A 20,347-nucleotide genomic window follows, 5' to 3' on the forward strand; every position below is an offset into this window, starting at 1 on the left:
GTGTGTCGTGAGGCGTGTCTGAGTAGGGCGCGTCGCCGTCAGCGACTGCGGGGCGGAGGGGTGCGGGGTCCGGCGCGCCCGGGCGGCGGGGGCGGCGTGGACCCTCCCGGTCGCGGCGGCGGCGGTCCGCCGGGGCGGCCGGGCGAGCCCTGGGTCCGCGGGGGCGGGCCGCCGGGACGCGGCGGCGAGGAGGGGCGCGGAGGCGTGGCCGTGGGGATGCCGTTCGTCGCGCCGCCCGAGGAGGCGCTCCGTGGCGGGACGGACGAGTGCGGCTCGGCGGCGGGCGCGGGCTGCTGGGGCTCCCTGGGCTCCGGTCGCTTCGCCGCGCGCTCGCGCCGCAGCCCCTCGACGGTCTTCCACGCCGGCTCGCCGGAGTCGCGGAGCAGGTCCTCGAGGCGGCGGTCGTACTGGCCCTCGTCGTCGCGGTCGACGCGGTGGTAGAGCACCGCCGTCGCGCGGACGGGCTCGTCCCCGCGGGGGCGCTCGAGCTCCTGCTCCGAGACGACGATCGCCCAGAAGACGTCGAGCGGAAGCGCCGTGAACTCGACGCCGCCGTTGCCGAGCGGGCGCCCGGCGGAGGTGCCGCGGGTGCCGGTGCGCGAGGCGATGATCACGCCGCCGGCGGGCGGGCCGACGCGGTAGCTCGGGGCCTTCAGCGGCCACCACGGCACGTGCGAGCGGAGCCGGCCGAGCTCGGGGTCGGGCAGCTCGCGCACGCCTTTCTCGCTGCGGAGGTAGCGGAAGCGCTCGTCGAGGCGGCCGCTGGTGAGCGCCGAGCGGACGCCCTCGGGCGTGATCTCGACCGGGAGGGTGCCGCGCTGGAACGAGCCCTCCATCGCGATCTTTGCCTTCGACCGGTTGAACAAGTACAGGCCGAGCAGCGGCAGGAGCACACCGAGCAGCAGGAGGACGAGCGCGACCAGTCCGATCGCCGCCGCGTTCACCGGGTAGGTCGAGGGGAACGAGAGCGCGACCGTCTGCGGGGCGCTGCTGCCGTCGCTCGTCCGGATGTCGAGGGGCAGGATCGCCGAGACCGTGGAGTCGGCGGGGGTGTCGTTCTCGGCGACGACGGTCAGCGCCGCGGAGGCGCCGGTCGCGACGACGACGCAGTCGCCGGGCAAGAGCGCCGTGCCGGTCGGTCCGACGAAGGTCCAGCGCCAGCCGCCGTCGCGGTCGGCGTTGTCGCTGGTGACGGTCGGGGCGGCGGTGAGGCAGACCTGGCCGTCGGTGCCGGCCGTGGGTCCCTGAATGGCGAGGGTGCCCTCCGCGCGGCCGTCGGCGCCGGTTAGCTCGCTGAGCACCAGCGGCGAGGCGACGCTCGGGAAGGCGGCGGGCAGCACGGTCGTGATCCGCTGCTGCGTGGTGACCGGTGCGAGCTCGATCGCGTGCTCGGCGGTGATCAGCGGCTCGAGCGAGGCGGTGACGAGCAGCTCGGAGGCGGTGACGTCGGAGGGCAGCGGGATCGTGATGACGCCGGAGGCCGCGTCGATCGCGGCACCCGGCAGGTCGGCGGTCGCGCCGTCGGCGGTGCTGGTCGCGGTGAAGTCCGCCTGCCCGAAGACGGAGAGGTCGACCGGCTGGCCGTCCGGGTCCTGGACGCGGGCGGTGAGGGCCGCGGAGAGCGTGCCGTCCTCACCGCGCTGCACCTGGTTGGCCTCGTCGAAGACGATCCGCAGGTCGCTGAACGCGAAGACCTCGGTGGTGCCGGGCGAGGTGAGCGTCCACTGCCCCTGCAGCTCGGGCCGGTCGACGGTGATCTCGAGGCGCGAGACGCCGGAGGACTGCGTGACCGTCACCTCGGGGACTCCGGAGGAGGCGGAGATCGTGCCCAGGCCGGAGGCGGCGGGCGCCTGCAGCGTCCAGCCGTCCTTCACGACGGCCTGGATCCGCGCAACGCCGGGGTCGATCCAGAAGGAGCCGTTCGCGTCGAGCGCCTCGGACGCGCCGCCGGCGATGCGGGCGCCGAGCTGGAGGAAGACGGAGGCGAGCGCGTCGGGGTCGGAGGCGTCGACCACGGCCCCGCGGACGGAGCCCTCGGGCGCGACGGCCGGCCCGCAGGTCGCAGTGCCGCTCCCGTACGCCCCGCTGCCCTCGACGAGCGGCCACATCACGCGGGCCTCCTCGCGCTGCTCGCCGTCGGCCAGGAGCGTGCCGAGCACGACGACGCCGGCCTGGCGGAGCGCCGCGAGCAGGCCGTTGCCCTCGGGCTCGTCGCCGTCGGGGTCGATCCGGACACCGCAGAGCGCGTTGGTCGCGTCGGCGGTGGCCTGCGCGGAGCCGAGATCGATCTCGCCGTCGGTCAGCCAGATCACCAGCTGGCACGCGGAGCCGGCGCTCGGCTGGCTCTGCAGCGCGGTCTGCACGCCCTGCAGTCCGGCGAGCCAGTTGGTGCCGCCGCCGGGCGTCTTGTCGCGGATGACGCCGGCGAGCGCCTCCGGGCTGTCCTGCGCCCAGGGCCGCCAGTCGACGGCCGGCTCGAAGGCCCGGCTGAAGAAGGCGGCGCCCCAGTTGACGGTGAGCGAGTCGCGGAGGCCGCCGAGCTCCTGCAGGCTGCCTGCGAGGATGCCGGCCCGCGCGATGTCGGGGTCGGAGCCGCGGCCGTCGTCGCCGCCGGTGTTGAGGGAGCCGGAGCTGTCGACGAGGTAGTAGACGTTGAGGACGTCGGAGGAGGAGAGGCAGGTGCGCAGGTCCTCGATCGCGCCGCGGCCGATGTCGGTGAGCGAGGCGGTGCTGGACGTGGTGCCGGTGGTCGCCGCGCTCGCGGGCTGCGCCGCCGCCCCGAGCCCGAGGGTGAGCAGGAGCGCGGTGACCGCGATCGCGAGGGCGCGGCGGATCACGTGCCGAGCCACTCGGAGATCGGCACGCTGATGTTGAGGACGTGCCAGGCGCCGAGGACGAGCGCGGCCGCCGACAGCCAGTAGAGGGCGCGGGTGAAGCGGGCGTCGGGCACGAAGCGGCGGGCGTCGCGGAGGGAGTGCGCGCGCTGGGAGGAGAGGTCCCAGCCGGTCGCGAGGAAGACGAGCAGCGGAGTCAGCAGGTAGCCGGCGACGCTCAGCCAGACGGCGCCGCCGCGCACCAGCGGCAGCGGCACCCCGAGCACGCGCACGGGCGCCGACGCGACGGAGGCGGCCACGACGGCCAGCACAAGGCTCACCACGAGCCCCGCGGCACCCACCGCGAGAGGCAGGATGCTGGCGGTTCGGCGGGCCGCGAGGGCCCGGTCACGCACGGTCGACACCGCTCCACCCTCCGCTGTCGCAGCTGAACGCTCCCTATTGGGGGCGGTCCTCCAGTATGCGGACCCCACCCCGACCCGCCAAACCCCGCGCTGGGCCCCCGGGTCTCGAGCATGCTGATCGAGTAGCGCGCGGAGCGCGCGTATCGAGATCCACCACCCCCTGCACGCCAGGTCTCGATACGCCGCTCCGCGGCTACTCGACCACCATGGCTTGCCCGCTCATCGAGCAGCGCGCGAAGCGCTCCTCCCCGCTGATCGAGTAGCGCGCCCCGCGCGCGTATCGAGATCCACCCCGCCCGCACCCCCCGGCCGCCCGCCCCCGCTCGGATGGTTGACTGGCCCCATGGAGATCGTTCTCGCGCTCGTCGGCCTGCTCGGCGGCCTCATCGTCGCGGCCGCCGCCGTGGTCGCCGTCGTCATCGGCCAGCGCCGTGCGAAGCCGGCCTCGCTGGTCGACATCGACGTGCGCCTGTCGCACGCGGGCGACGACTGGTGGCGGGTCACCGCGACGGTCCGCAACCTCGGCCGCACCGACCTCCCGCCGACGACCTTCGTCGCGGACCGCCCGATCTCCTTCACCCTCGCCGGCTCCTCCTCCGCCGAGTGGTACGGCGCCCCGCCGCAGACGCCAGAGTGGTCGATCGACCCGTCCGGCTCCTTGCTGCTCGCACCCCTCCTCCTCTCCCGCGGCGTCCCCGTCAGCGCGACGGCCGTCGTCCGCGGCCGGCCGGAGGTGCGCATCGACGCGCCGCTGCGCTACATCCCCGTCCGCGAGAACGTGGTCGAGACGACGGGAGCGGCGCCCACCTGGGGCGAGCCCGCCGCCGCCTCCGCCACCCCTTCTCCCGCGTCCTCCACCCCGCCCGCTCCGCAGCGCCTCGTCGACGCCCCCCTCGAGCCGCGCCCCGAGCGCGAGAGCGTGCTCCGTGGCGGCTTCGGCATGTGGTCGGCGATGGCGGCGGGAGGGCTCGGCGCCGTCTTCATCGGCGTCGGGATCGCTCTGTCGCTGGCCGGCCTGAACTCGACGCCCCTCGGCTCCGCCGGCGTCGTGCTGATCGGCGCCGGCCTGACCGGCCTCGTCGGCACCCTCGTCGTCCGTCTGCTCCGCCGCTGGCTCGAGCCGCCGGCCCTCTGGCGCACCCCGCGGCAGCGCCTGCGCCGCCCCGGCACTATCGTCGTGCTCGTCCTCGCCTACGTCGGCCTTGCACTGTTCTGCCTCGAGTTCCTGGTCGAGGACGTCAGCGGCGACACCACCTGGGTCGCCGGAGTCGCTGTGCTGCTGCTCTTCGCCGCGCTGCTGGGCACGGGCCTGGTCGGCTTCCTCCGCCTGGTCGTGCTGCTCGGCGTCCGGCGCGCCACGAACGGCGCGACGGCCTGAACCCCGCCCGCACCGAGCAGGGGTTTAGGCGCGCGGCGGGGCCGTCGACTCCCGGAGGACGAGGCCGGTGGCCAGCTCGATGCGGTGCGAGAGGGGCGGGATGCCGTCGTGCATCCGGACCAGGGTCTCAAGGCCGAGACGGCCGAGGTCGTGCATGGGGGTGTGCACGGTCGAGAGCAGGACGGCGGTCGGCAGCGCGGCGAAGGTGTCGTCGTAGCCCATCACGCTCAGGTCCTCGGGGACGCGGAGGCCGGCCGCGTTCGCGGCGCGGATCGTCTGCAGGCCGTCGATGTCGTTCGTCGCGACGACGGCGGTCGGCGGATCGTCCAGCGCCAGGAGCGCCGGCACCACGTGCTCGGCCGACCCCATCCCCCGCTCGGAGACGAGGGCCGGGTCCTCGGGCAGGCCCGCCGCGGCGAGCGCCTCGCGGTAGCCGCCGTAGCGGGCGCGCAGCCCCGGGTTGCGGGCGTCGCCGCCGACGAAGGCGATCCGCCGGTGGCCGAGCGAGACGAGGTGCTCGGTGGACTGCTGCCCGCCCACCCAGTGGTTCGAGCCGACGCTGACCACGGACGGGTCGAGCGGGTTGGGCGCGTCGACCGCGACGAGCGGCAGCCCGGCCTCGGCAGCGGCGGCCACGATCTCCGCGTCGATCGCGGTGGTCACGGCGAGGATCCCGAGGTGCCCCTTCGCCGCGACCGAGCGGACGAACGCGGCGTCGAAGCGCAGCGTCTCGTCGGCGGAGCCGCTCGGCGCGAGGACGCCGGTCGTGACGTCGACGCGCTCGCTCTGCGCACCTCCGACGACGCCCTCGAGGACGCGCAGGGAGTAGACGCTGAGCAGGGTGTCGAAGACGACGGTGACGCCGCCGCCGACCCGGGGCGCCCGGGTGCTCGGGCTGTAGCCGAGCTCGCGGAGGGACTGCTCGACCCGCGCGCGCGTCGCCGCCGACGCGCCGGGCCGCCCGTTGAGCACCTTCGACGCGGTCGCCTTCGAGACGCCCGCGTGCGCCGCGACGACGTCCAGCGTGACGCGGGTGTCCGGCGTGCGGGCCACAGGCCCTCCTCTCAACGGTCCCCCGACCCTACCGAAACAGTTTCCTGCCTGACCCCCTGACCTGGCGCGCGCCCCGTCGCGCCCCGCGAGATGCCACTTGTGCACGCGACACGCCGAGAGAAGCGTGCACAAGTGGCATCTCGCGGAGGGGAGAAGGGGGACTCGGGGCGTCATATCGATTCGACCGGCAGAGGTCGCGCTGGTTGGATACCGAGTATGAGTAGGCATGTCGTCGTCGTCGGGGCCGGTCTCTTCGGGGCCGCCACCGCACTGCACCTCGCGCGCGCGGGCGCCCGGGTCACGCTGGTCGAGTCGGGGGACGCGGCGCGCGGCACCACGGCGGCCGGCGCGGGCTTCGTCGGGCTGTGGGCCGCGGGCTACGCCTGGTACTGGAACGAGTCCGAGCGCGACCTCGAGCAGTACGGCCTCGACTTCTACCGCGCCCTCGCCGTCGACCCCGACCGCGGCGGCGTCGACATCCTCCTCCGCGAGACGGGCAGCGCCTGGCTCGCCGTCACCGAGGAGGCCGTCCGCGACCACCTCGGCCCGCTCGCCGAGCACCCGCTGCGGCCGGAGGGCTCCCGCGAGCTCTCGCCGCAGGAGGCCGCCGAGCTCGTCCCCGGCCTCGACGCGAAGGCCGTCGCCGGCGGCTTCCTGCAGCCCGGCGGCATTCAGATCAGCGCGCCCGACGCCGGGCTCGCGCTGATCGCCGCGGCCCGCGCGGCCGGCGTCGAGATCGTCGAGCACGCGCCCGTCACCGAGGTCCTCGCGACGGACGGCCGGGCGAGCGGCGTCCGCACCGCCGACGGCCGCACCTTTTTTGGCGACAGCGTCGTGCTCGCCGCGGGCTCCTGGACCAACGAGCTGCTCGCCCCGCTCGGCCGCCGCCTCCCGCTGGCCCGCGTCGTCGCGAGCCGCCTCACCACCACTCCCTTCGGCCTCCCGCACCTGCCGACGCTGATGGTGCCCGAGCTCGGCGGCCTCTGGGTCCGCGAGCACCTCGGCGGCCTCACCTACGGCAACGGCGTCGGCTACGAGCCGCTCGGCGAGGTCGCTGCCGACCGCCGACCTCAGCGCACCGACCTGGTCGAGGCGATGGACGCGCACCTCGCACCGCTGATCGCCCACCTGATCCCCGCCTCCGCCGACGCGCTGCGCGAGACCGAGTGGACGCAGGGCGTCGTCTCGTACACCGCCGACCGCCGCTTCCTGGCCGGCCCCGTCCCCGAGCTGCCCGGGCTGTTCGTCGCCGCGGGTGACAACGAATCCGGAGTGACGCACGGACCCGGTCTCGGCCGTCTCGTCGCCGAGCTGGTCCTCCAGGGCAGAACCACCCTCGGCGACGCCGAGCTCTACGCCCCCGCCCGCTTCGCCGCCCAGCAGTTCCCCGACGAGGCCGCCGTGCGCGCGGCCATGCCGGCCCGGCGACTGGTCGATGCAATGGGCGGCCGATGACCGGCCGCGACGTCGTCGTCGTCGGCGCGGGCCTCGTCGGCGCCGCCGCCGCTCGCACCCTCGCCGAGCGCGGCGACCGGGTGCTGCTGCTCGAGCGGTTCGAGCGCGGTCACGACCGCGGCTCCTCGCACGGCGAGACCCGCATCTTCCGCCGCGGCTACGCGGAGGACGACTACCGCGCCCTGACCGGACGGGCCGCCGCCGAGTGGGCGCGGCTCGAGCGGGAGTCGGGCCGGAGCCTCTTCACCGCGACCGGCGCGATCGACCACGGCGACGCCTCCGCCCTGCTCGCGATCGAGGAGGCCTTCGCCCGCGACGGCATCCCGGTCGAGCGCCTCGACGCGGCCGAGGCCGCCCGGCGCTGGCCCGGCCTGCGCTTCGAGACCGACGTGCTGCTGCACCCGGAGGGCGGACGACTCGACGCGGCCGCCGCGATCGAGGCGCTGCTCGGCTCCGCGGAGTCGCACGGCGCCGTCGTCCGGGCGAGCACCGGTGTCCGGGCGATCGAGGAGCGCGAGGGCGGCGTCCGCGTCGTCACCGACGAGGGTCCGCTGCTCGCCGACGCGGTCGTCGTCGCGGGCGGCTCCTGGACCCCGGGACTCGTCGGCGGGCTGGTCGCCGCGGCCGGCCGCTCCCTCCCGCCGCTGCGGATCACGCAGGAGCAGCCCGCGCACTTCACGACGGACCTGCCGCTCGACGCCTGGCCGAGCTTCGTGCACCACCGCGGCGACGAGCCGACGATCTACGGCCTGGCGACCCCCGGGGTCGGCGTGAAGGTCGGCGAGCACGGCACCGGCCGCGTCGTCGATCCGGATCAGCGCGACTTCCGCGCCGAGCCCGAGCGCCTCGCCCGGCTCGTCGAGTACGTCGCCGACTGGCTGCCGGGCGTCGACGCGGCGAGCGCCGATCCGATCTCCTGCCTCTACGACAGCACGCCGACCGAGGACTTCGTGCTCGACCGCGTCGGCCGCGTCACCCTCGCGACCGGCTTCTCCGGCCACGGCTTCAAGTTCGGGCCCGTGCTCGGCGAGCTGCTGGCCGACCTGGTCGACGGCGCCGACGCCCTCGAGCGCTTCCGGCTCGCGACCCTCCAGCCCCGCTGACCCCCCGACCACACCCCCGCACCACGGACGAAAGCAGCAGCATGCAGACACTCCGCGCCCTCGGCGCCCTCGCCGCCCTCGGCACCGCCGTCGCCCTCGCCGGCTGCACGGCCCCCGGCGCCTCGACCGGCGACTCCGCCTCGGGCGAGCGCCTCGTCATCGGCACGACCGACTCGATCGTCTCGCTCGACCCGGCCGGCGCCTGGGACCGCGGCAGCTTCACGCCGCAGAACCAGATCTACCAGCACCTCCTGAGCTACGCGGACGGCTCGACCACGCCCGTCCCCGAGGCCGCCGAGGAGTGCGGCTTCGACGACGCGACGACCTACCGCTGCTCGATCGCGCCCGGCCTGACCTTCTCGAACGGCGACGAGCTGACCGCGTCGGACGTCGTCTTCTCGTTCCAGCGGGTCGTCGACATCGCCGCGGACAACGGCCCGTCGCCGCTGCTCGCGAACATGGAGTCGGTCGCGCAGGACGGCGACGACGTCGTCTTCACCCTCGCCGTGCCGAACGACCAGACCTGGCCGTACGTGCTCTCGAGCATGGCAGGGCCGATCGTCGACGAGGAGGTCTTCCCCGCCGACGCGCTGCTCGACGACGCCGACGTGATCGGCTCCGGGCCCTACTCCGTGCAGAACTACGAGGCCGGCGGACTGCTGCAGCTCGCGGCGAACGAGTCGACCTCGAGCCCCGCGCCGAAGACCGCCGACGTCGTGCTGAAGCCGTACACCTCGTCGACCAACCTGCGCCTCGACGTCGAGAACGGCGCCGTGGACGTGGCCTACCGCTCGCTCACCGCGACCGACGTCGAGGACCTCCGCGGGAACTCCGACCTCCAGGTCGTCGACGGCCCCGGCGGCTCGGTGCGCTTCCTCACCTTCAACGTGAACACCCAGCCCGGTGGCACCCCCGAGCAGAAGCTCGCGATCCGCCAGGCCGTCGCCTCGCTGGTCGACCGCGACGAGCTGTCGGAGCAGGTCTACCGCGGCACCTACACGCCCGCCTACTCCGTGGTGCTCGACGGGCAGACCGGTGCGACGCAGGCCTTCGCCGACGCGTACGGCACGACCCCCGACGCGGACGCCGCCGCCGCGATCCTCAGCGCCGCCGGCGTCTCGACGCCGGTGACCCTGCCGCTGCAGTACACCTCGGACCACTACGGCCCCGACTCCGACCAGGAGTACGCGCTGATCAAGTCGCAGCTGGAGTCGACCGGCCTCTTCACCGTCGACCTGCAGTCGACCGAGTGGACCAGCTACGTGAAGCAGCTCTCGCCGGACGCCGGCTACCCGGCCTACCAGCTCGGCTTCTTCCCGGACTACCCGGACCCGGACAACTTCCTCCGCTCGGCCTACTCGACCACCGGCGCCTCGGTCGCCAACGGCTACTCGAACCCGGCCGTCGACGCGCTGATCGACACGGAGGCGACCGCCACCGACCCGGCCGCGCGCGCCACCGCGATCGAGGCGATCCAGGAGCAGACCGCCGCGGACGCTCCGATCATCCCGCTGCTCCAGGGCCGCGAGACCGTCGTCGCGGCATCGGGCGTCACCGGCATCGAGGACACCCTCGACGCGACGTACCTCTTCCGCTTCGGAGCCCTCGCGAAGTAGCGGGGAAGCCGCTTCGCGTCTCGGTGGTGAGCGAGAGGACGCGGCGGCGCCGCGACATGCTGGTCGAGTAGCCCCGCAGGGGCGTATCGAGACCCGCCACCACCAGCAGAGCGGGTCTTCAGACTCAGCGTTCTGACGGTGGTGGATCTCGATACGCCCGCTCCGCGGGCTACTCGATCAGCATGGTTTTCCCATACGTACTAGGTGATCTTTCCTAGGAGGCCCACCGTCCTCAGCACGGCGGGTCTGCAGACTCAGCGTTCTGACGGTGGTGGATCTCGATACGCCCGCTCCGCGGGCTACTCGATCAACATGAATGCCACTGCGGACGACGGCTCCGGCCTCCCCTTGCTGGTCGAGCAGTCGCGCAGCGGCCCTTGCATGCTGGTCGAGTAGCCGCGCAGCGGCGTATCGAGACCCGCGTTCCATCGGACGGCGGATCTCGATACGCCCCTCCGGGCGCTACTCGATCAGCATGGTCCCCCGTCAGCGCTCGACGAGCTCGCCCTCGACCCAGCCGTCGGGGGCGGCCTCTTCCGCGGGCTCCTCCGCATGCACCCGCCGGTGCTGCGCCACCGCCGCGACCACGAGCACGACCAGCAGCCCGAGCGCCACGGTCATCAGCGGCACGGCCGCCCGCGAGAGCGTCTCCCGCCAGATGATCTCGATCGGGGCCGTCAGCGAATCGCCCTGCCACTGGTTCGGCAGCACGAGGATGATCGCCGGGATCGCGAGGAGCGCGGCCCAGAGGACCAGGTCGAGGACGACCGCCCCGACCCACCAGGCGCGACCCGGTGTCATGCGCGCGACCGCCGGACGGCCTGCACCACGACGGCGGCCGCGAGCGAGGCGAGGCCCACGGTCAGCAGAGGTGTGGCGCTGAACTGCAGCAGCAGCCGGAGGTACTGGTCGTAGCCCAGCTGCTCGTAGACGGTGCTCGTCGTGTAGATGGCGAGCGTCGACCACCACAGCGAGGCCAGCCCGAGCGGGATCAGGACCAGGCCCGCGACGGCGAGTGTCACCGGCACCCGCCGGCCGATCGGCCGAACGGCGGCCGGTGCCTCGGCCCGCGCCTTCTCCTCGACCTCCCGATCCTCGGCGGCCTCGAACTCGGCCGGATCCGGCACGAACGAGAGCCCGGCGAACGGCGACTCCGGCTCGGCCGCCTCCACGCGCGGGCTCGGATCCACGCGCGCGACCCGTCCGCCCGGCCACCGGGGGCGCCGGTACGCCTCCTCCTCGCGGCGGCGCACCTCCGGCGCCGGCCCCTGGTAGCCACGCTGATAGGCGGCGTCGAACCGCGGATCCGTTCTGCTGCTGTCGACCATGACCGCCCCCGCCTCGTGCGCTCGGAGTCTCATCCTGTCGCACGGCCCGGCGAGGAGCGAGGCCGCGGCGTCAGGAGCGGCGCCCGGCGCCTCCCGTGGTCGGCAGCTCGACGAGGACGCCCTCGCCGAGCTCGACGTCCTCCTCCTCCGGGTCAGCGTCGACGTCCGTGGACCCGCGACCGGCGCGGACGAGTCCGATCGCGAGGGTCGCCGCGGTCATCGCGAAGGCGGCGGTGCCGAGTGCCGGCGCGACCGGCCACAGCAGACTCGACACGATCGCCGCCAGCGGCACGTCGTCACCCTCGGAGTAGCTCCAGTCGTCGGGTTGCACCGCTGCCAGAACGCAGGCCCCGAGGGCCAGCGCCCACAGCAGTGCGGTGTATCCCAGGAGCAGACGCCACCAGCCGCCGCGTCCGGTCACGAGCGCGCCACCCGCACGGCGATCGCCGCGCCGACCGAGAGCAGCCCGATGGTGATCGCCGGGCCGGCCAGGTAGCTGGTCAGCGCGCTGACGAACTGATCGAACTCGGTCTGCTGGAACCCGACAGTGCCGTACATCGTCGTGGTGACGTTCCAGACCAGGCCCAACCCGGCCATCAGGAAGAGCAGTCCGAGCGCGGCGAGCGCGATCGGGACGCGCCGATCCAGCGCGGACGGCCGCCGCGGCTGGGCCGGCGCGGTCTCCGTCTCGACGTCATCGACCGGCGCCTGGTCCGGGTCGACGACCGCGGCGCCACTCGGCAGTGGCGAGGCGATCGGCGGAAGCGAGGAGCTCGGCAGCCGCGCCGGGCTCGGTCGCCGCACGCGGACCGGCGCGTCCTCCTCGGGAGCCGTCGCCCGGCGCCGACCGCCGACCGAGTCGCCTCCGCGAGGGCGCCGGAACCGCTCCTCCGAGGACACCGCCCGATCCGCCCGGAGCCCCGAGCCGCCCTGCCCCTGATACCCCCGCTGGTAGGCGGGATGGAACCGCGGATCCGTCCGGGTGCTGTCGGTCATGAAGTCCCCCACTCCGTGCGCGAGCCCCCATCCTGTCGCAGAAGCGCGGCGACCGGCCAGGCCGTCAGCGCGCGGAGGCGACGCTCGCGCGGCTCGGCAGGCTCACGCAGCCGGCGCCGACGAGCAGCAGGGCGATCATCACCGCGGTCAGCGCGCCCCAGCCGCCCGCCTCGACGACGAAGCCGAGCAGCCAGCCGCCGACCCCGGAGCCCACGTAGAACGCGATCGTGTAGACGGCGCCGGCGTGGCCGCGGAGGGCGGGGGCCGCCCGCGCGCCGGTCCAGGCCGCGCCGGTCGCGTGCACGGCGAAGAAGCCGGCGGAGAAGAGGACGAGCCCGATGACGACGACCACGATCAGGTCCGACAGCATCACGAGCAGGCCCAGGACCATCGCCGCGACGCCGATCCGCATCAGCACCCGCGGGCCGAGGCGCGGCGCCCAGACGCCGGCGAGCCGGGAGGTCGCGGTGCCGGCGAGATAGGTGAGGAAGAGGAGCGAGACGAGCGCGGGCGGCAGCGCGAACGGCGCGGCCTCGAGCCGGAAGGCCAGGTAGTTGTACACCGCGACGAACACCCCGACGACGAAGAACGTCTGTGCGGCGACCGCGAGCAGGACCGGATCGCGGAGGACCTGCGCGATCTTGCCGCGCCAGCCGCCCTCGCTCCGCGGCGCCCCCACGACACCGCCGCGGGGAGCGAGCAGGACGAACGCGACGGCCGCGAGGGCGCAGACGATCGTCACGGCGAGCAGCGCGCCCCGCCAGCCGACCACCGCGGCGAGCGGACCGGCGAGCAGCCGGCCGGCGGCTCCGCCCAGCGTCGTCCCGGAGACGTAGGCCGCGGCGGCGGCGGTCGCGCCCGCCCCGCCGACCCGGTCGTGGATCGCCGCGACGGCGAGCGCCGGCACCGCACCGAGCGCCGCTCCGCTCAGGAAGCGCAGCACGAGCAGCACCTCGAAGGACGGCGCGACGCAGGCGAGCAGGGCGAGAACCACGGAGGAGAGCACCGCGATCCGCATCGACTCCAGCCGCCCGATCCGCTCGGCGATCGACGCCCAGGGCAGCACCATCAGCGCGAGTCCGACGGTCGCCGCCGAGACGGTCAGCGCGGCGTCCGAGGCGGAGATCCCCCACTCGCGCGAGAACTGCGGCAGCACGCCCTGCACGGCGTAGAGCTCGGCGAAGGTCGCGACCCCGGCGGCGAGGAGGGCGATCGTCAGCCGGCGCTGGGAGACGGGAGGAGCGTCGACGGCGGGGCGGACGCTGGTGCTCATCCTCCGAGGCTAGAACCGCGGCGAACGCATGACCAATGCCTGTCGCGTGCTGACCTATACGCTGGAGGCATGAACGAGCCCGCGATCCTCCGGCTGCTGCCGATGCTCGTCGCCGTCGCGCAGACCGGGAGCGTCACCGCCGCGGCCGCCGAGCTCGGCGTGCCGCAGCCCACCGCGAGCCGCTCGCTCGCTCGCCTGTCGGAGCTGATCGGCGCTCCCCTGGTCCGCCGCGAGGGCCGCGGCGTCGTGCTGACCGAGGCCGGGCGGCGGCTCGCGGACGTCGCGCAGGACGGCCTGGCGCTGATCCGCGCGGGCCTGACCGAGGTGCAGCAAGCCCGCGACCTGGAGGACGGCCGCATCGCGATCGCCTTCCAGACCCTGCTCGGCGAGACCTTCGTGCCCGACGTGATCCGGCGCTTCCGCCGCCGCTGGCCCCGCGTCGGCTTCGGTCTGCGCCACGGTTCCCGCGCGCTGTGCCTCCGGGCCGTCGCCGACGGCGAGTCGGAGCTGGCGATCGTCGCCGACCCGCCGGAGCTGCCGGGCACCACCACGACCACCCTCTACACGGAGCCGCTGCTCGCCGTCGTCGACGACCGGCACCCGCTCGCCTCCCGCCGCTCGGTGACGGTGGCGGAGCTGCGCGGCCTCGACCTGATCATGCTCTCCCCCGGCTACGGCCTGCACGAGTCGGCCCGGCGCCTGCTGTCCTTCGAGGGGCGCGACCCCGAGCCGGCCTTCGAGGTGGGCGACTACCGGGCCGCGCGCGGACTGGCCGCCGCGGGACTCGGGCTGACCATCCTGCCGCCGAGTCCGTCGTCGATCGAGGACGGCGTGCGCGAGATCCCGATCGACGACCCGCGGGCCGTCCGCGAGATCGGGGTGCTGGTCCGCGACACCGGGAATCCGGTGGTGCCGGAGTTCGTCGAGGCGCTGCGGGCGGCGGCCGGAGCGCGCGCCCGGGTGCGCTGACGCCGGAGGACTCTTCTGTCAAGCACAGGCACACGGGGCTCCTGTGCAGGATGCTCGGAGAGGATCCACTTCCCCCCTCACCGCGCACCACCAGCAGCCAGGACGGTCCCGGTCATGATCCTTCTCCGCACCCACTCCAACCGCTGGATCGCCCGCGCCCGCCGCACCGGCGTCGTCCACGGCCTGATCACCTTCGCCGACGACCTGCCGCAGCCGGTCTTCCGCACCCTCCGCCTGGACACCGCGACCGGCGAGCGCGTCCTGCTGCGCGACACCGACACCCTCGAGGTCGCCTTCGCCGTGCTGATCGCGGCCGTCGAGCGGGTGCGCCTCGCGGAGGTCGCGGCGCCGGCGGAGGACGACGCGGACTCCGCAGCGCACGCCCCTCTCGCGCCGGTCGCGGTCCTCGCCGAGCCGGACTCCTTCGAGCCGGACGAGCCCACCGACCCGCTGGAGGACGCCGTCGCGGCGTGACCCGCGCGACGAACCGCGCCAGTTCTCTAAAACCTTCCGAACGATTTCGTTCGTATGGTTTTAGACTGAGGACATGACCCGCGACGACCTCTCCGCACGCCTGAGCGAGCTGCTGCTCGACGCCGGGCTCAACACGCGCATCACCGGCTTCCGCGAGCTGCAGATCATCACCCCGTCCGGCGCGGACCTGCACGTGCGCCTCGTGATCACCCCTCGGCCACCCACCGCCTCCGAATTGCGCGACCAGGCCTCGCGATCGACCGACAGTGCCGTGACCGGGTTCGTCGTGCCGCGAGCGAATGCGATCGCGCGGCGACTCGCTCTGGACGACCCGCGGCTCGCGCTGTTCGGCACGGACGACGGCACGGTGATCCTGGACAGGCAGGACCTGTCGTTCGCGACGGACGATCGACCCGCCGTCCCCCGGCGGGTGCCGTTCGCGCGCTTCGCCCTCCTCCGCACCCTCGTACGGAGCCGCGAGCCCCGCACGCAGGCGGAGCTCGCGGCGGAGTGCGGCGTCTCGCAGATGTCGATCTCGAAGCTGCTCCGCGCCGACCCGCCCCTCGCTGAGCGGACCGAGCACGGCTGGACCGCCCGCGACCCGCAGGCACTCGTCCGGCACTTCCTCGCGGAGTACCCGGGCCCGGGTGGGCTGTCCCAGTACTGGTACTCCCTCCGGCCGGTCATCGAGCAGGGGGAGCGAGCGCTGATGACGGGGCTTCCGGCACTGCTGTCCGGCGACTCCGCCGCCGATCGCCTCCAGCCGTGGAGAGTCCCGCGTCTGGCCGTCGTCTACGCCGACCGTGGACTTCCCTTCGAACCCGTCGATTTCACGGAATCGGATTCACGGGAGGGCACTCTCCGGGTCACTGTTCCGAAGGATCCGACCATCCGGGCGACGGCGACCGCGTGGTATCCGAACGGCCGCACAGTCGACCCGCTCATCGCGGCGTGGGACCTCCGCACCAGCGAGGGTCCCGACGCCGAGGAGGCCGCGGATCGCCTGCTGAGGCGAGAGACGAAAGCCTGGACGCCATGAGGTCCGTCACCCTGCCCTCGACCTCAGGATCCGACGATGCCGCCTTCCGCGCCCTGTACGACGCCTCGGCAGCGATGGACCAGCTGCAGGAGGCGTGCATCGTCGGCGGACAGATGGTGGCCCTCCTCTGTGCCGCGTTCCCCAGTGCCGGGATGATCGCTCGAAGAACAGCGGACGCGGATGCCGGCATCTCCCCCGTCATCGCCGCAGCAGGAACGCTTCACGCTCTCCTGATCGATCGCGGGTACACGCCGCAGCGAGGGAACCACTACACCTGCGGCGATCGTGAGATCGACGTCCTCGTTCCCGCGAGGACGCATCTCTTCGAGAGTGCGGAGTACGGCGGGCGGGTCTTCGACAGCGCACCCGGCCTGGGTCTGGCCTTGACGGAGCTGCTCGAACTCCAGGTGACGGCGGTCCTCCTCGACGGCACTCCACTCACCTTCCACACCCGAGTCCCGGGAGTGGAACGCGCCTTGATCGTGAAAGCCCTGTCCTACGAATCCCGGAGGAGCAGGAACGACATGATCGACCTCTTCAACCTCCTGCAGATCAGGCACTCGAACGAACCCGCCGAGATCGGAGGCTGGCGGATCGGAGACCGCGCGGACGCAGGAGCGCGACGGGACGCGGCGACCGCGCTGCACCGACTCGCCGGTGCGCCCGGTCTCCGCTTGAGTCTCAGAGGGTCCGACATCCCGCCGTCGCAATTCAGCGCACTGCTCCGCAGGTACATCACCGCCGTCTGAGATCTCACCGGCGGACCCGCAGGGGGCCGACCCTCGACAGGTCGGCCCCCTCCGCACTCAGAGCGTCAGCGTGTGCGCGCCCGAGGCGAGCTCGCGGTCCTCGGCGCCGGCCGTGCGGACGACGGCGGTCGCGCCCTCCGGGACGGTGACGGCCAGCTCGATCGCGTCGCCGCGGCGGTCCCAGCGGACCGAGGCGAGGCCGTGCGGGGTCTCGAGCGTGGACTCGGCCCAGTCGAGGTCGGTGCCGGGCTGCGGCGCGACCAGCAGGCGGGAGTAGCCGGGCTCCAGCGGCGCGAGGCCGCCGACGACGCGGTGCAGCCAGTCGGCGACGGCGCCGAGCGCGTAGTGGTTGAAGCTCGTCATCTCGCCCGGGTTGATGGTGCCGTCGGGCAGCATCGAGTCCCAGCGCTCCCAGACCGTGGTCGCGCCCATCGTCACCGGGTACAGCCACGACGGGCACTCGCGCTGCAGCAGCAGGCGGTACGCGGCGTCGATGTGCCCGGTCGAGGAGAGCGCGTCGGTGATGAAGGGCGTGCCCGCGAAGCCCGTCGAGATCGTGTAGCCGCTCTCGGCCACGAGCTCGGCGAGGCGGTCGCCGGCCCAGCCGAGCTCGTCGTCGTCGAGCAGGCCGAAGACGATCGCGAGGGAGTAGACGGTGGTGCAGTCGCTGAAGACGCGCTGGTCGGCGACGTACTTCGCGCGGAAGGCCTCGCGCAGCTGCGCCGCCATCTCGGCGAACTCCCGCTCGTCGTCGGTGCGGCCGAGCACGGCGGCGCTCTCGGCGACGATGCGAGCGGTGCGGTAGGCGCAGGCCGTGGCGACGACGCCGGTGTCGGCCTTCGCGTCGGCGGGCTTGTCGGGCGCCGCGTCGGGGTCGAGCCAGTCGCCGAACTGGAAGCCGGTGTCCCAGACCCCCGAGTCGGAGAGCTTCGAGCGCACCCGGCGGGCGTGCGAGGCCATCGACGCGAACGACTCCTCGAGCACCGTCGGGTCGCCGTACGCCTCCCAGACCGCCCACGGGACCCAGGCCGCGGCGTCGCTCCAGAGCGCGGTGGAGTCCATCGGAGGGAAGCTGGTCTCGGCGGCGCGGCGCTTCAACACGTCCGGCACGACGAACGGGACGGCGCCGTCGTGGTGCGCCTGCTCGAGGGCGAGGTCGCGCAGCCAGTCGCGGAGGAAGTCCTCGGCGTCGGCGAGGTAGACGGCGGTCGAGGCGAACGCGGCGATGTCGCCGGTCCAGCCGAGGCGCTCGTCGCGCTGCGGGCAGTCGGTCGGCACGTCGAGGAAGTTGCCGACCATGCCGCGGTAGACGTTGTCGTGCAGCTGGTTGACGAGGTCGTCGGAGCTGCGGAAGGTGCCGATGCGGCGCAGGTCGCTGGAGACGACGACCGCGGTCAGCGCGCCGTCCGCGATGTCTCCGGGCCAGCCCTCGACCTCGGCGTAGCGGAAGCCGTGGAAGGTCAGCGTCGGCTCGAAGACGTCCGCGCCGCCCGAGAGGGTGAAGCGGTCGGTGGCCTTCGCCTCGCGCAGTGGGCGGACGCCCAGCTCGTCGTCCTCGAGGACCTCGGCGTGGCGCAGCGTGACGGTGCTCCCCTCCGGACCGGTGACCTCGACGCGCAGCCAGCCGACGAGGTTCTCGCCGAAGTCGACGAGGGTGCGGCCGGACGGGCTCGTCCAGATCTTCTGCGGCGCGACCTCGCGCAGGCGGCGCACCGGCGGCGCGATGTAGGGCTCGAGCGTGGAGAGGTCGACGTCGATCTCGCGGGTGGCGGTCCAGGCGGAGTCGTCGAAGCCGGCGCTCTTCCAGCCCTGCGGCTCGAGGCGGGCGTCGATGTCCTGGCCGTCGTAGATGCTGTCGGCGGTCGTCGATCCGGTCGCGGCGCGCCAGGAGTCGTCGGTCGCGACGATCTGCTCGGCGCCGTCGGCGAAGGTGATCCGCAGCTCCGCGAAGCCGGCGATCTCGGTGCCGTAGGGCTCGGCGCCCTCGCCCCAGGTCAGGCGGCCGCGGTACCAGCCGTCGCCGAGCGCGAGCGCGAGCACCACGGAGTCGCCGGAGATCAGGCTCGTGACGTCGTGCTCGGAGTAGCGCAGGCGCCACTCGTAGCTCGTCCAGCCGGGAGTGAACAGCTCGTCGGAGACGGGCGCGCCGTCGATCCAGGCCTCGACGATCCCGAGCGCCGAGAGGGCGAGGGTCGCGGAGACGACGTCGCCGTGCCCGGTCTCGAGGGCGGTCTCGCGGCGGAGCAGGGGGGCGGCGTCCAGGGCGGCGGCGGGCGCCGTGAAGCGGGCGGTCCAGTCGGTCATCATCGTCCTTCTGTCAGGAGTGGTCGGGGTGGTCGGAAGTGGGTGGGTGTCAGGAGTGATCGGGGCCGTCGGCGGCGAGCGCAGCGGTCCGGAGCGGGGCGGAGGACCCGCGGGCCCGGAGCACCGGGTCGACCTCGAAGTGCACGGCCTCGGTCCGGCCGGCGATCCGCTCGAGCAGCAGCTCGACCGAGCGGGCGCCGAGCGTCTCGCCGTGCTGGTCGATCGTCGTGAGCGACACCCCGGGGTGGGCCGCGATCTCGATGTCGTCGTAGCCGACGATCGAGAGCTCGGAGGCGTCGAGTCCGGCGTCGCTCCGGGCCCAGAGCGCGCCGAGCGCGAGCGAGTCGTTGCCCGCGAAGAGGGCGGTGGGCCGGTCCGGCGAGCGGAACAGCTCCAGTGAGCGGACCCGGGCGTCGCTGCGGGCCGCGTCGACGTGCACGATCCGCGTCTCGCTCTCGAGGCCGGCCTCGCGCATCCGCTCCTCGTACCGGACGCGCCGGACGAAGTGCGGCGCCTCCGCGAGCCGATGGGTGACCTGGCTGCTCTCGGTGAGGTGCACGATGCGGCGGTGCCCGAGGGCGAAGAGGTGGTCCATCAGGAGATCCGTCCCGGCGACGTCGTCATTGGTGACGGTGTCGTAGCCGACGGACGCGTCGTGCCGACCGAGCATGACGATCGGGATCCGCGTCGACTGCCGCTCGAGCCAGGCGTGGCTGACCACGGGCGAGACGGCGATGAGCCCGTCGACCTGGCGGTCGACCAGGGCCTCGATGGCGCGCAATCCGTCGTCGCCGAAGTCGCTCTGCACCGGCGCCACCACCAGCTGGTAGCGGGTCCCCTCCAGGGCGGTGCTCGCGCCGGTGACGATGCGGTTGAAGAAGGCGTTGTCGAGCGAGGGCACCTCGACGCCGAGGGTGTAGCTGGAGCCGCGCATCGCGCGCGCCGCGACGCTGGGCCGGTAGTCGAGCTCCTCGATCGCCGCGGTGACCCGCTCGCGCATCGAGGCGCTGACGCCGTAGGCGTTGCGGATGACCTTCGAGACCGCGGCGCGGGAGACGCCGGCGTGCAGGGCGACGTCCTGGATGGTCGCGGGCCCGGTGTGGCCGGTCTCGATCGAGCTCATCATCGCCTCCTCGCGCTGTCGCTGCTGTCGTACTGCCGTGCTGCGTTGCTGCCGTGCTCTGTTGCTGCCGTGCTCCGACGGTGGCCCGATCGGGGCCTCCGCGAACGCCACTGTAACGGTTCATTCTCGATCGTGTAGATCGATCCACGAATTTGCCCGATTTCGTTGACACGTTTCACGACACGGACGTAGGTTCTCCCTGCGTCGCCCCTCGGCCCGGCCTTCCGAACGGTCCGGCGAGCAGGACGA

18 protein-coding genes are annotated in these 20,347 nt (G+C 73.7%); 8 read left to right on the top strand and 10 right to left on the bottom strand.

The features are described from left to right. Positions 1-38: 38 nt before the first annotated feature. Positions 39-2,837 carry a hypothetical protein gene (locus HQQ86_RS11110; RefSeq protein ID WP_173288132.1) on the bottom strand — a complete coding sequence of 933 codons (2,799 nt, stop codon included), beginning with the start codon at positions 2,835-2,837 and terminating at the stop codon, positions 39-41. Beyond that, on the bottom strand, positions 2,834-3,238 hold the full coding sequence (locus HQQ86_RS11115; RefSeq protein WP_173288133.1) for a hypothetical protein: 405 nt from the start codon (positions 3,236-3,238) through the stop codon (positions 2,834-2,836). The genes HQQ86_RS11110 and HQQ86_RS11115 overlap by 4 nt, the downstream gene beginning before the upstream one ends. Positions 3,239-3,581: 343 nt before the next feature. Between HQQ86_RS11115 and HQQ86_RS11120 the strand changes: the two genes are divergently transcribed. Next, entirely contained in the window at positions 3,582-4,616 is a 1,035-nt protein-coding gene (locus tag HQQ86_RS11120; protein ID WP_173288134.1) for a hypothetical protein, read from the top strand. Between the two features lie 24 nt (positions 4,617-4,640). Here HQQ86_RS11120 and HQQ86_RS11125 read toward each other — a convergent pair whose 3' ends face one another. Then, positions 4,641-5,669 carry a LacI family DNA-binding transcriptional regulator gene (locus tag HQQ86_RS11125; RefSeq protein WP_173288135.1) on the bottom strand — a complete coding sequence of 343 codons (1,029 nt, stop codon included), beginning with the start codon at positions 5,667-5,669 and terminating at the stop codon, positions 4,641-4,643. Positions 5,670-5,759: 90 nt separating this feature from the next. On the opposite strand from HQQ86_RS11125, the gene HQQ86_RS11130 reads away from it, so the two are divergent. From HQQ86_RS11130 to HQQ86_RS11140, 3 genes are read left to right on the top strand one after another with little or no spacing between them, the layout of a single operon-like run. Beyond that, complete coding sequence (locus tag HQQ86_RS11130) at positions 5,760-7,124, top strand: FAD-binding oxidoreductase (protein WP_254071990.1); 1,365 nt, start codon at positions 5,760-5,762, stop codon at positions 7,122-7,124. Beyond that, entirely contained in the window at positions 7,121-8,227 is a 1,107-nt protein-coding gene (locus tag HQQ86_RS11135; RefSeq protein WP_173288137.1) for an FAD-dependent oxidoreductase, read from the top strand. The genes HQQ86_RS11130 and HQQ86_RS11135 overlap by 4 nt, the downstream gene beginning before the upstream one ends. Before the next feature lie 41 nt (positions 8,228-8,268). Further along, positions 8,269-9,843 carry an ABC transporter substrate-binding protein gene (locus tag HQQ86_RS11140; RefSeq protein WP_173288138.1) on the top strand — a complete coding sequence of 525 codons (1,575 nt, stop codon included), beginning with the start codon at positions 8,269-8,271 and terminating at the stop codon, positions 9,841-9,843. Between the two features lie 486 nt (positions 9,844-10,329). Here the strand turns inward: HQQ86_RS11140 and HQQ86_RS11145 are convergent, their stop codons facing one another. The 5 genes from HQQ86_RS11145 to HQQ86_RS11165 form a co-directional block, all read right to left on the bottom strand. Continuing rightward, positions 10,330-10,644 carry a hypothetical protein gene (locus HQQ86_RS11145; protein WP_173288139.1) on the bottom strand — a complete coding sequence of 105 codons (315 nt, stop codon included), beginning with the start codon at positions 10,642-10,644 and terminating at the stop codon, positions 10,330-10,332. Beyond that, positions 10,641-11,171 (bottom strand): hypothetical protein, encoded by a 531-nt coding sequence (locus tag HQQ86_RS11150; protein ID WP_173288140.1) that lies wholly within the window; start codon positions 11,169-11,171, stop codon positions 10,641-10,643. Before HQQ86_RS11150 ends, HQQ86_RS11145 begins: the two co-directional genes overlap by 4 nt. A gap of 70 nt (positions 11,172-11,241) precedes the next feature. Next, a complete protein-coding gene (locus tag HQQ86_RS11155) occupies positions 11,242-11,592 on the bottom strand; it encodes a hypothetical protein (RefSeq protein WP_173288141.1) in 351 nt (116 codons plus the stop codon). Continuing rightward, positions 11,589-12,167 (bottom strand): hypothetical protein, encoded by a 579-nt coding sequence (locus HQQ86_RS11160; protein WP_173288142.1) that lies wholly within the window; start codon positions 12,165-12,167, stop codon positions 11,589-11,591. The genes HQQ86_RS11155 and HQQ86_RS11160 overlap by 4 nt, the downstream gene beginning before the upstream one ends. A 64-nt stretch (positions 12,168-12,231) precedes the next feature. Beyond that, on the bottom strand, positions 12,232-13,440 hold the full coding sequence (locus HQQ86_RS11165) for an MFS transporter (RefSeq protein ID WP_173288143.1): 1,209 nt from the start codon (positions 13,438-13,440) through the stop codon (positions 12,232-12,234). A gap of 69 nt (positions 13,441-13,509) precedes the next feature. On the opposite strand from HQQ86_RS11165, the gene HQQ86_RS11170 reads away from it, so the two are divergent. The 4 genes from HQQ86_RS11170 (at position 13,510) to HQQ86_RS11185 (ending at position 16,671) form a co-directional block, all read left to right on the top strand. Further along, positions 13,510-14,409: a LysR family transcriptional regulator gene (locus HQQ86_RS11170; RefSeq protein WP_173288144.1), complete on the top strand. Its 900-nt coding sequence runs from the start codon at positions 13,510-13,512 to the stop codon at positions 14,407-14,409. A 114-nt stretch (positions 14,410-14,523) separates the two neighbouring features. Beyond that, a complete protein-coding gene (locus HQQ86_RS11175; RefSeq protein WP_173288145.1) occupies positions 14,524-14,883 on the top strand; it encodes a hypothetical protein in 360 nt (119 codons plus the stop codon). A gap of 73 nt (positions 14,884-14,956) precedes the next feature. Further along, on the top strand, positions 14,957-15,922 hold the full coding sequence (locus tag HQQ86_RS11180) for a hypothetical protein (protein ID WP_173288146.1): 966 nt from the start codon (positions 14,957-14,959) through the stop codon (positions 15,920-15,922). Then, positions 15,919-16,671, top strand: coding sequence for a hypothetical protein (locus HQQ86_RS11185; protein ID WP_173288147.1), 753 nt, complete (start codon positions 15,919-15,921; stop codon positions 16,669-16,671). Before HQQ86_RS11180 ends, HQQ86_RS11185 begins: the two co-directional genes overlap by 4 nt. Before the next feature lie 57 nt (positions 16,672-16,728). On the opposite strand, the gene HQQ86_RS11190 is transcribed toward HQQ86_RS11185, so the two are convergent. Together HQQ86_RS11190 and HQQ86_RS11195 are read right to left on the bottom strand one after the other, a co-directional pair. Beyond that, a complete protein-coding gene (locus tag HQQ86_RS11190; protein WP_216845319.1) occupies positions 16,729-18,975 on the bottom strand; it encodes an alpha-L-rhamnosidase in 2,247 nt (748 codons plus the stop codon). Positions 18,976-19,024: 49 nt separating this feature from the next. Beyond that, a complete protein-coding gene (locus tag HQQ86_RS11195; RefSeq protein WP_173288149.1) occupies positions 19,025-20,098 on the bottom strand; it encodes a LacI family DNA-binding transcriptional regulator in 1,074 nt (357 codons plus the stop codon). Between the last annotated feature and the right edge of the window lie 249 nt (positions 20,099-20,347).

This window comes from Rathayibacter sp. VKM Ac-2857, from assembly GCF_013205025.1.
In the GTDB taxonomy this organism is placed as follows: domain Bacteria; phylum Actinomycetota; class Actinomycetes; order Actinomycetales; family Microbacteriaceae; genus Rathayibacter.

Excerpts from the sequence above, each read along its gene's own strand:
- HQQ86_RS11185 (WP_173288147.1), top strand. The coding sequence starts at position 15,919 with ATGAGGTCCGTCACCCTGCCCTCGACCTCAGGATCCGACGATGCCGCC.
- HQQ86_RS11190 (WP_216845319.1), bottom strand. The coding sequence starts at position 18,975 with ATGACCGACTGGACCGCCCGCTTCACGGCGCCCGCCGCCGCCCTGGAC.
- HQQ86_RS11145 (WP_173288139.1), bottom strand. The coding sequence starts at position 10,644 with ATGACACCGGGTCGCGCCTGGTGGGTCGGGGCGGTCGTCCTCGACCTG.
- HQQ86_RS11160 (WP_173288142.1), bottom strand. The coding sequence starts at position 12,167 with ATGACCGACAGCACCCGGACGGATCCGCGGTTCCATCCCGCCTACCAG.
- HQQ86_RS11135 (WP_173288137.1), top strand. The coding sequence starts at position 7,121 with ATGACCGGCCGCGACGTCGTCGTCGTCGGCGCGGGCCTCGTCGGCGCC.
- HQQ86_RS11175 (WP_173288145.1), top strand. The coding sequence starts at position 14,524 with ATGATCCTTCTCCGCACCCACTCCAACCGCTGGATCGCCCGCGCCCGC.
- HQQ86_RS11140 (WP_173288138.1), top strand. The coding sequence starts at position 8,269 with ATGCAGACACTCCGCGCCCTCGGCGCCCTCGCCGCCCTCGGCACCGCC.
- HQQ86_RS11195 (WP_173288149.1), bottom strand. The coding sequence starts at position 20,098 with ATGAGCTCGATCGAGACCGGCCACACCGGGCCCGCGACCATCCAGGAC.
- HQQ86_RS11170 (WP_173288144.1), top strand. The coding sequence starts at position 13,510 with ATGAACGAGCCCGCGATCCTCCGGCTGCTGCCGATGCTCGTCGCCGTC.
- HQQ86_RS11165 (WP_173288143.1), bottom strand. The coding sequence starts at position 13,440 with ATGAGCACCAGCGTCCGCCCCGCCGTCGACGCTCCTCCCGTCTCCCAG.
- HQQ86_RS11120 (WP_173288134.1), top strand. The coding sequence starts at position 3,582 with ATGGAGATCGTTCTCGCGCTCGTCGGCCTGCTCGGCGGCCTCATCGTC.
- HQQ86_RS11130 (WP_254071990.1), top strand. The coding sequence starts at position 5,760 with ATGCCACTTGTGCACGCGACACGCCGAGAGAAGCGTGCACAAGTGGCA.
- HQQ86_RS11150 (WP_173288140.1), bottom strand. The coding sequence starts at position 11,171 with ATGGTCGACAGCAGCAGAACGGATCCGCGGTTCGACGCCGCCTATCAG.
- HQQ86_RS11180 (WP_173288146.1), top strand. The coding sequence starts at position 14,957 with ATGACCCGCGACGACCTCTCCGCACGCCTGAGCGAGCTGCTGCTCGAC.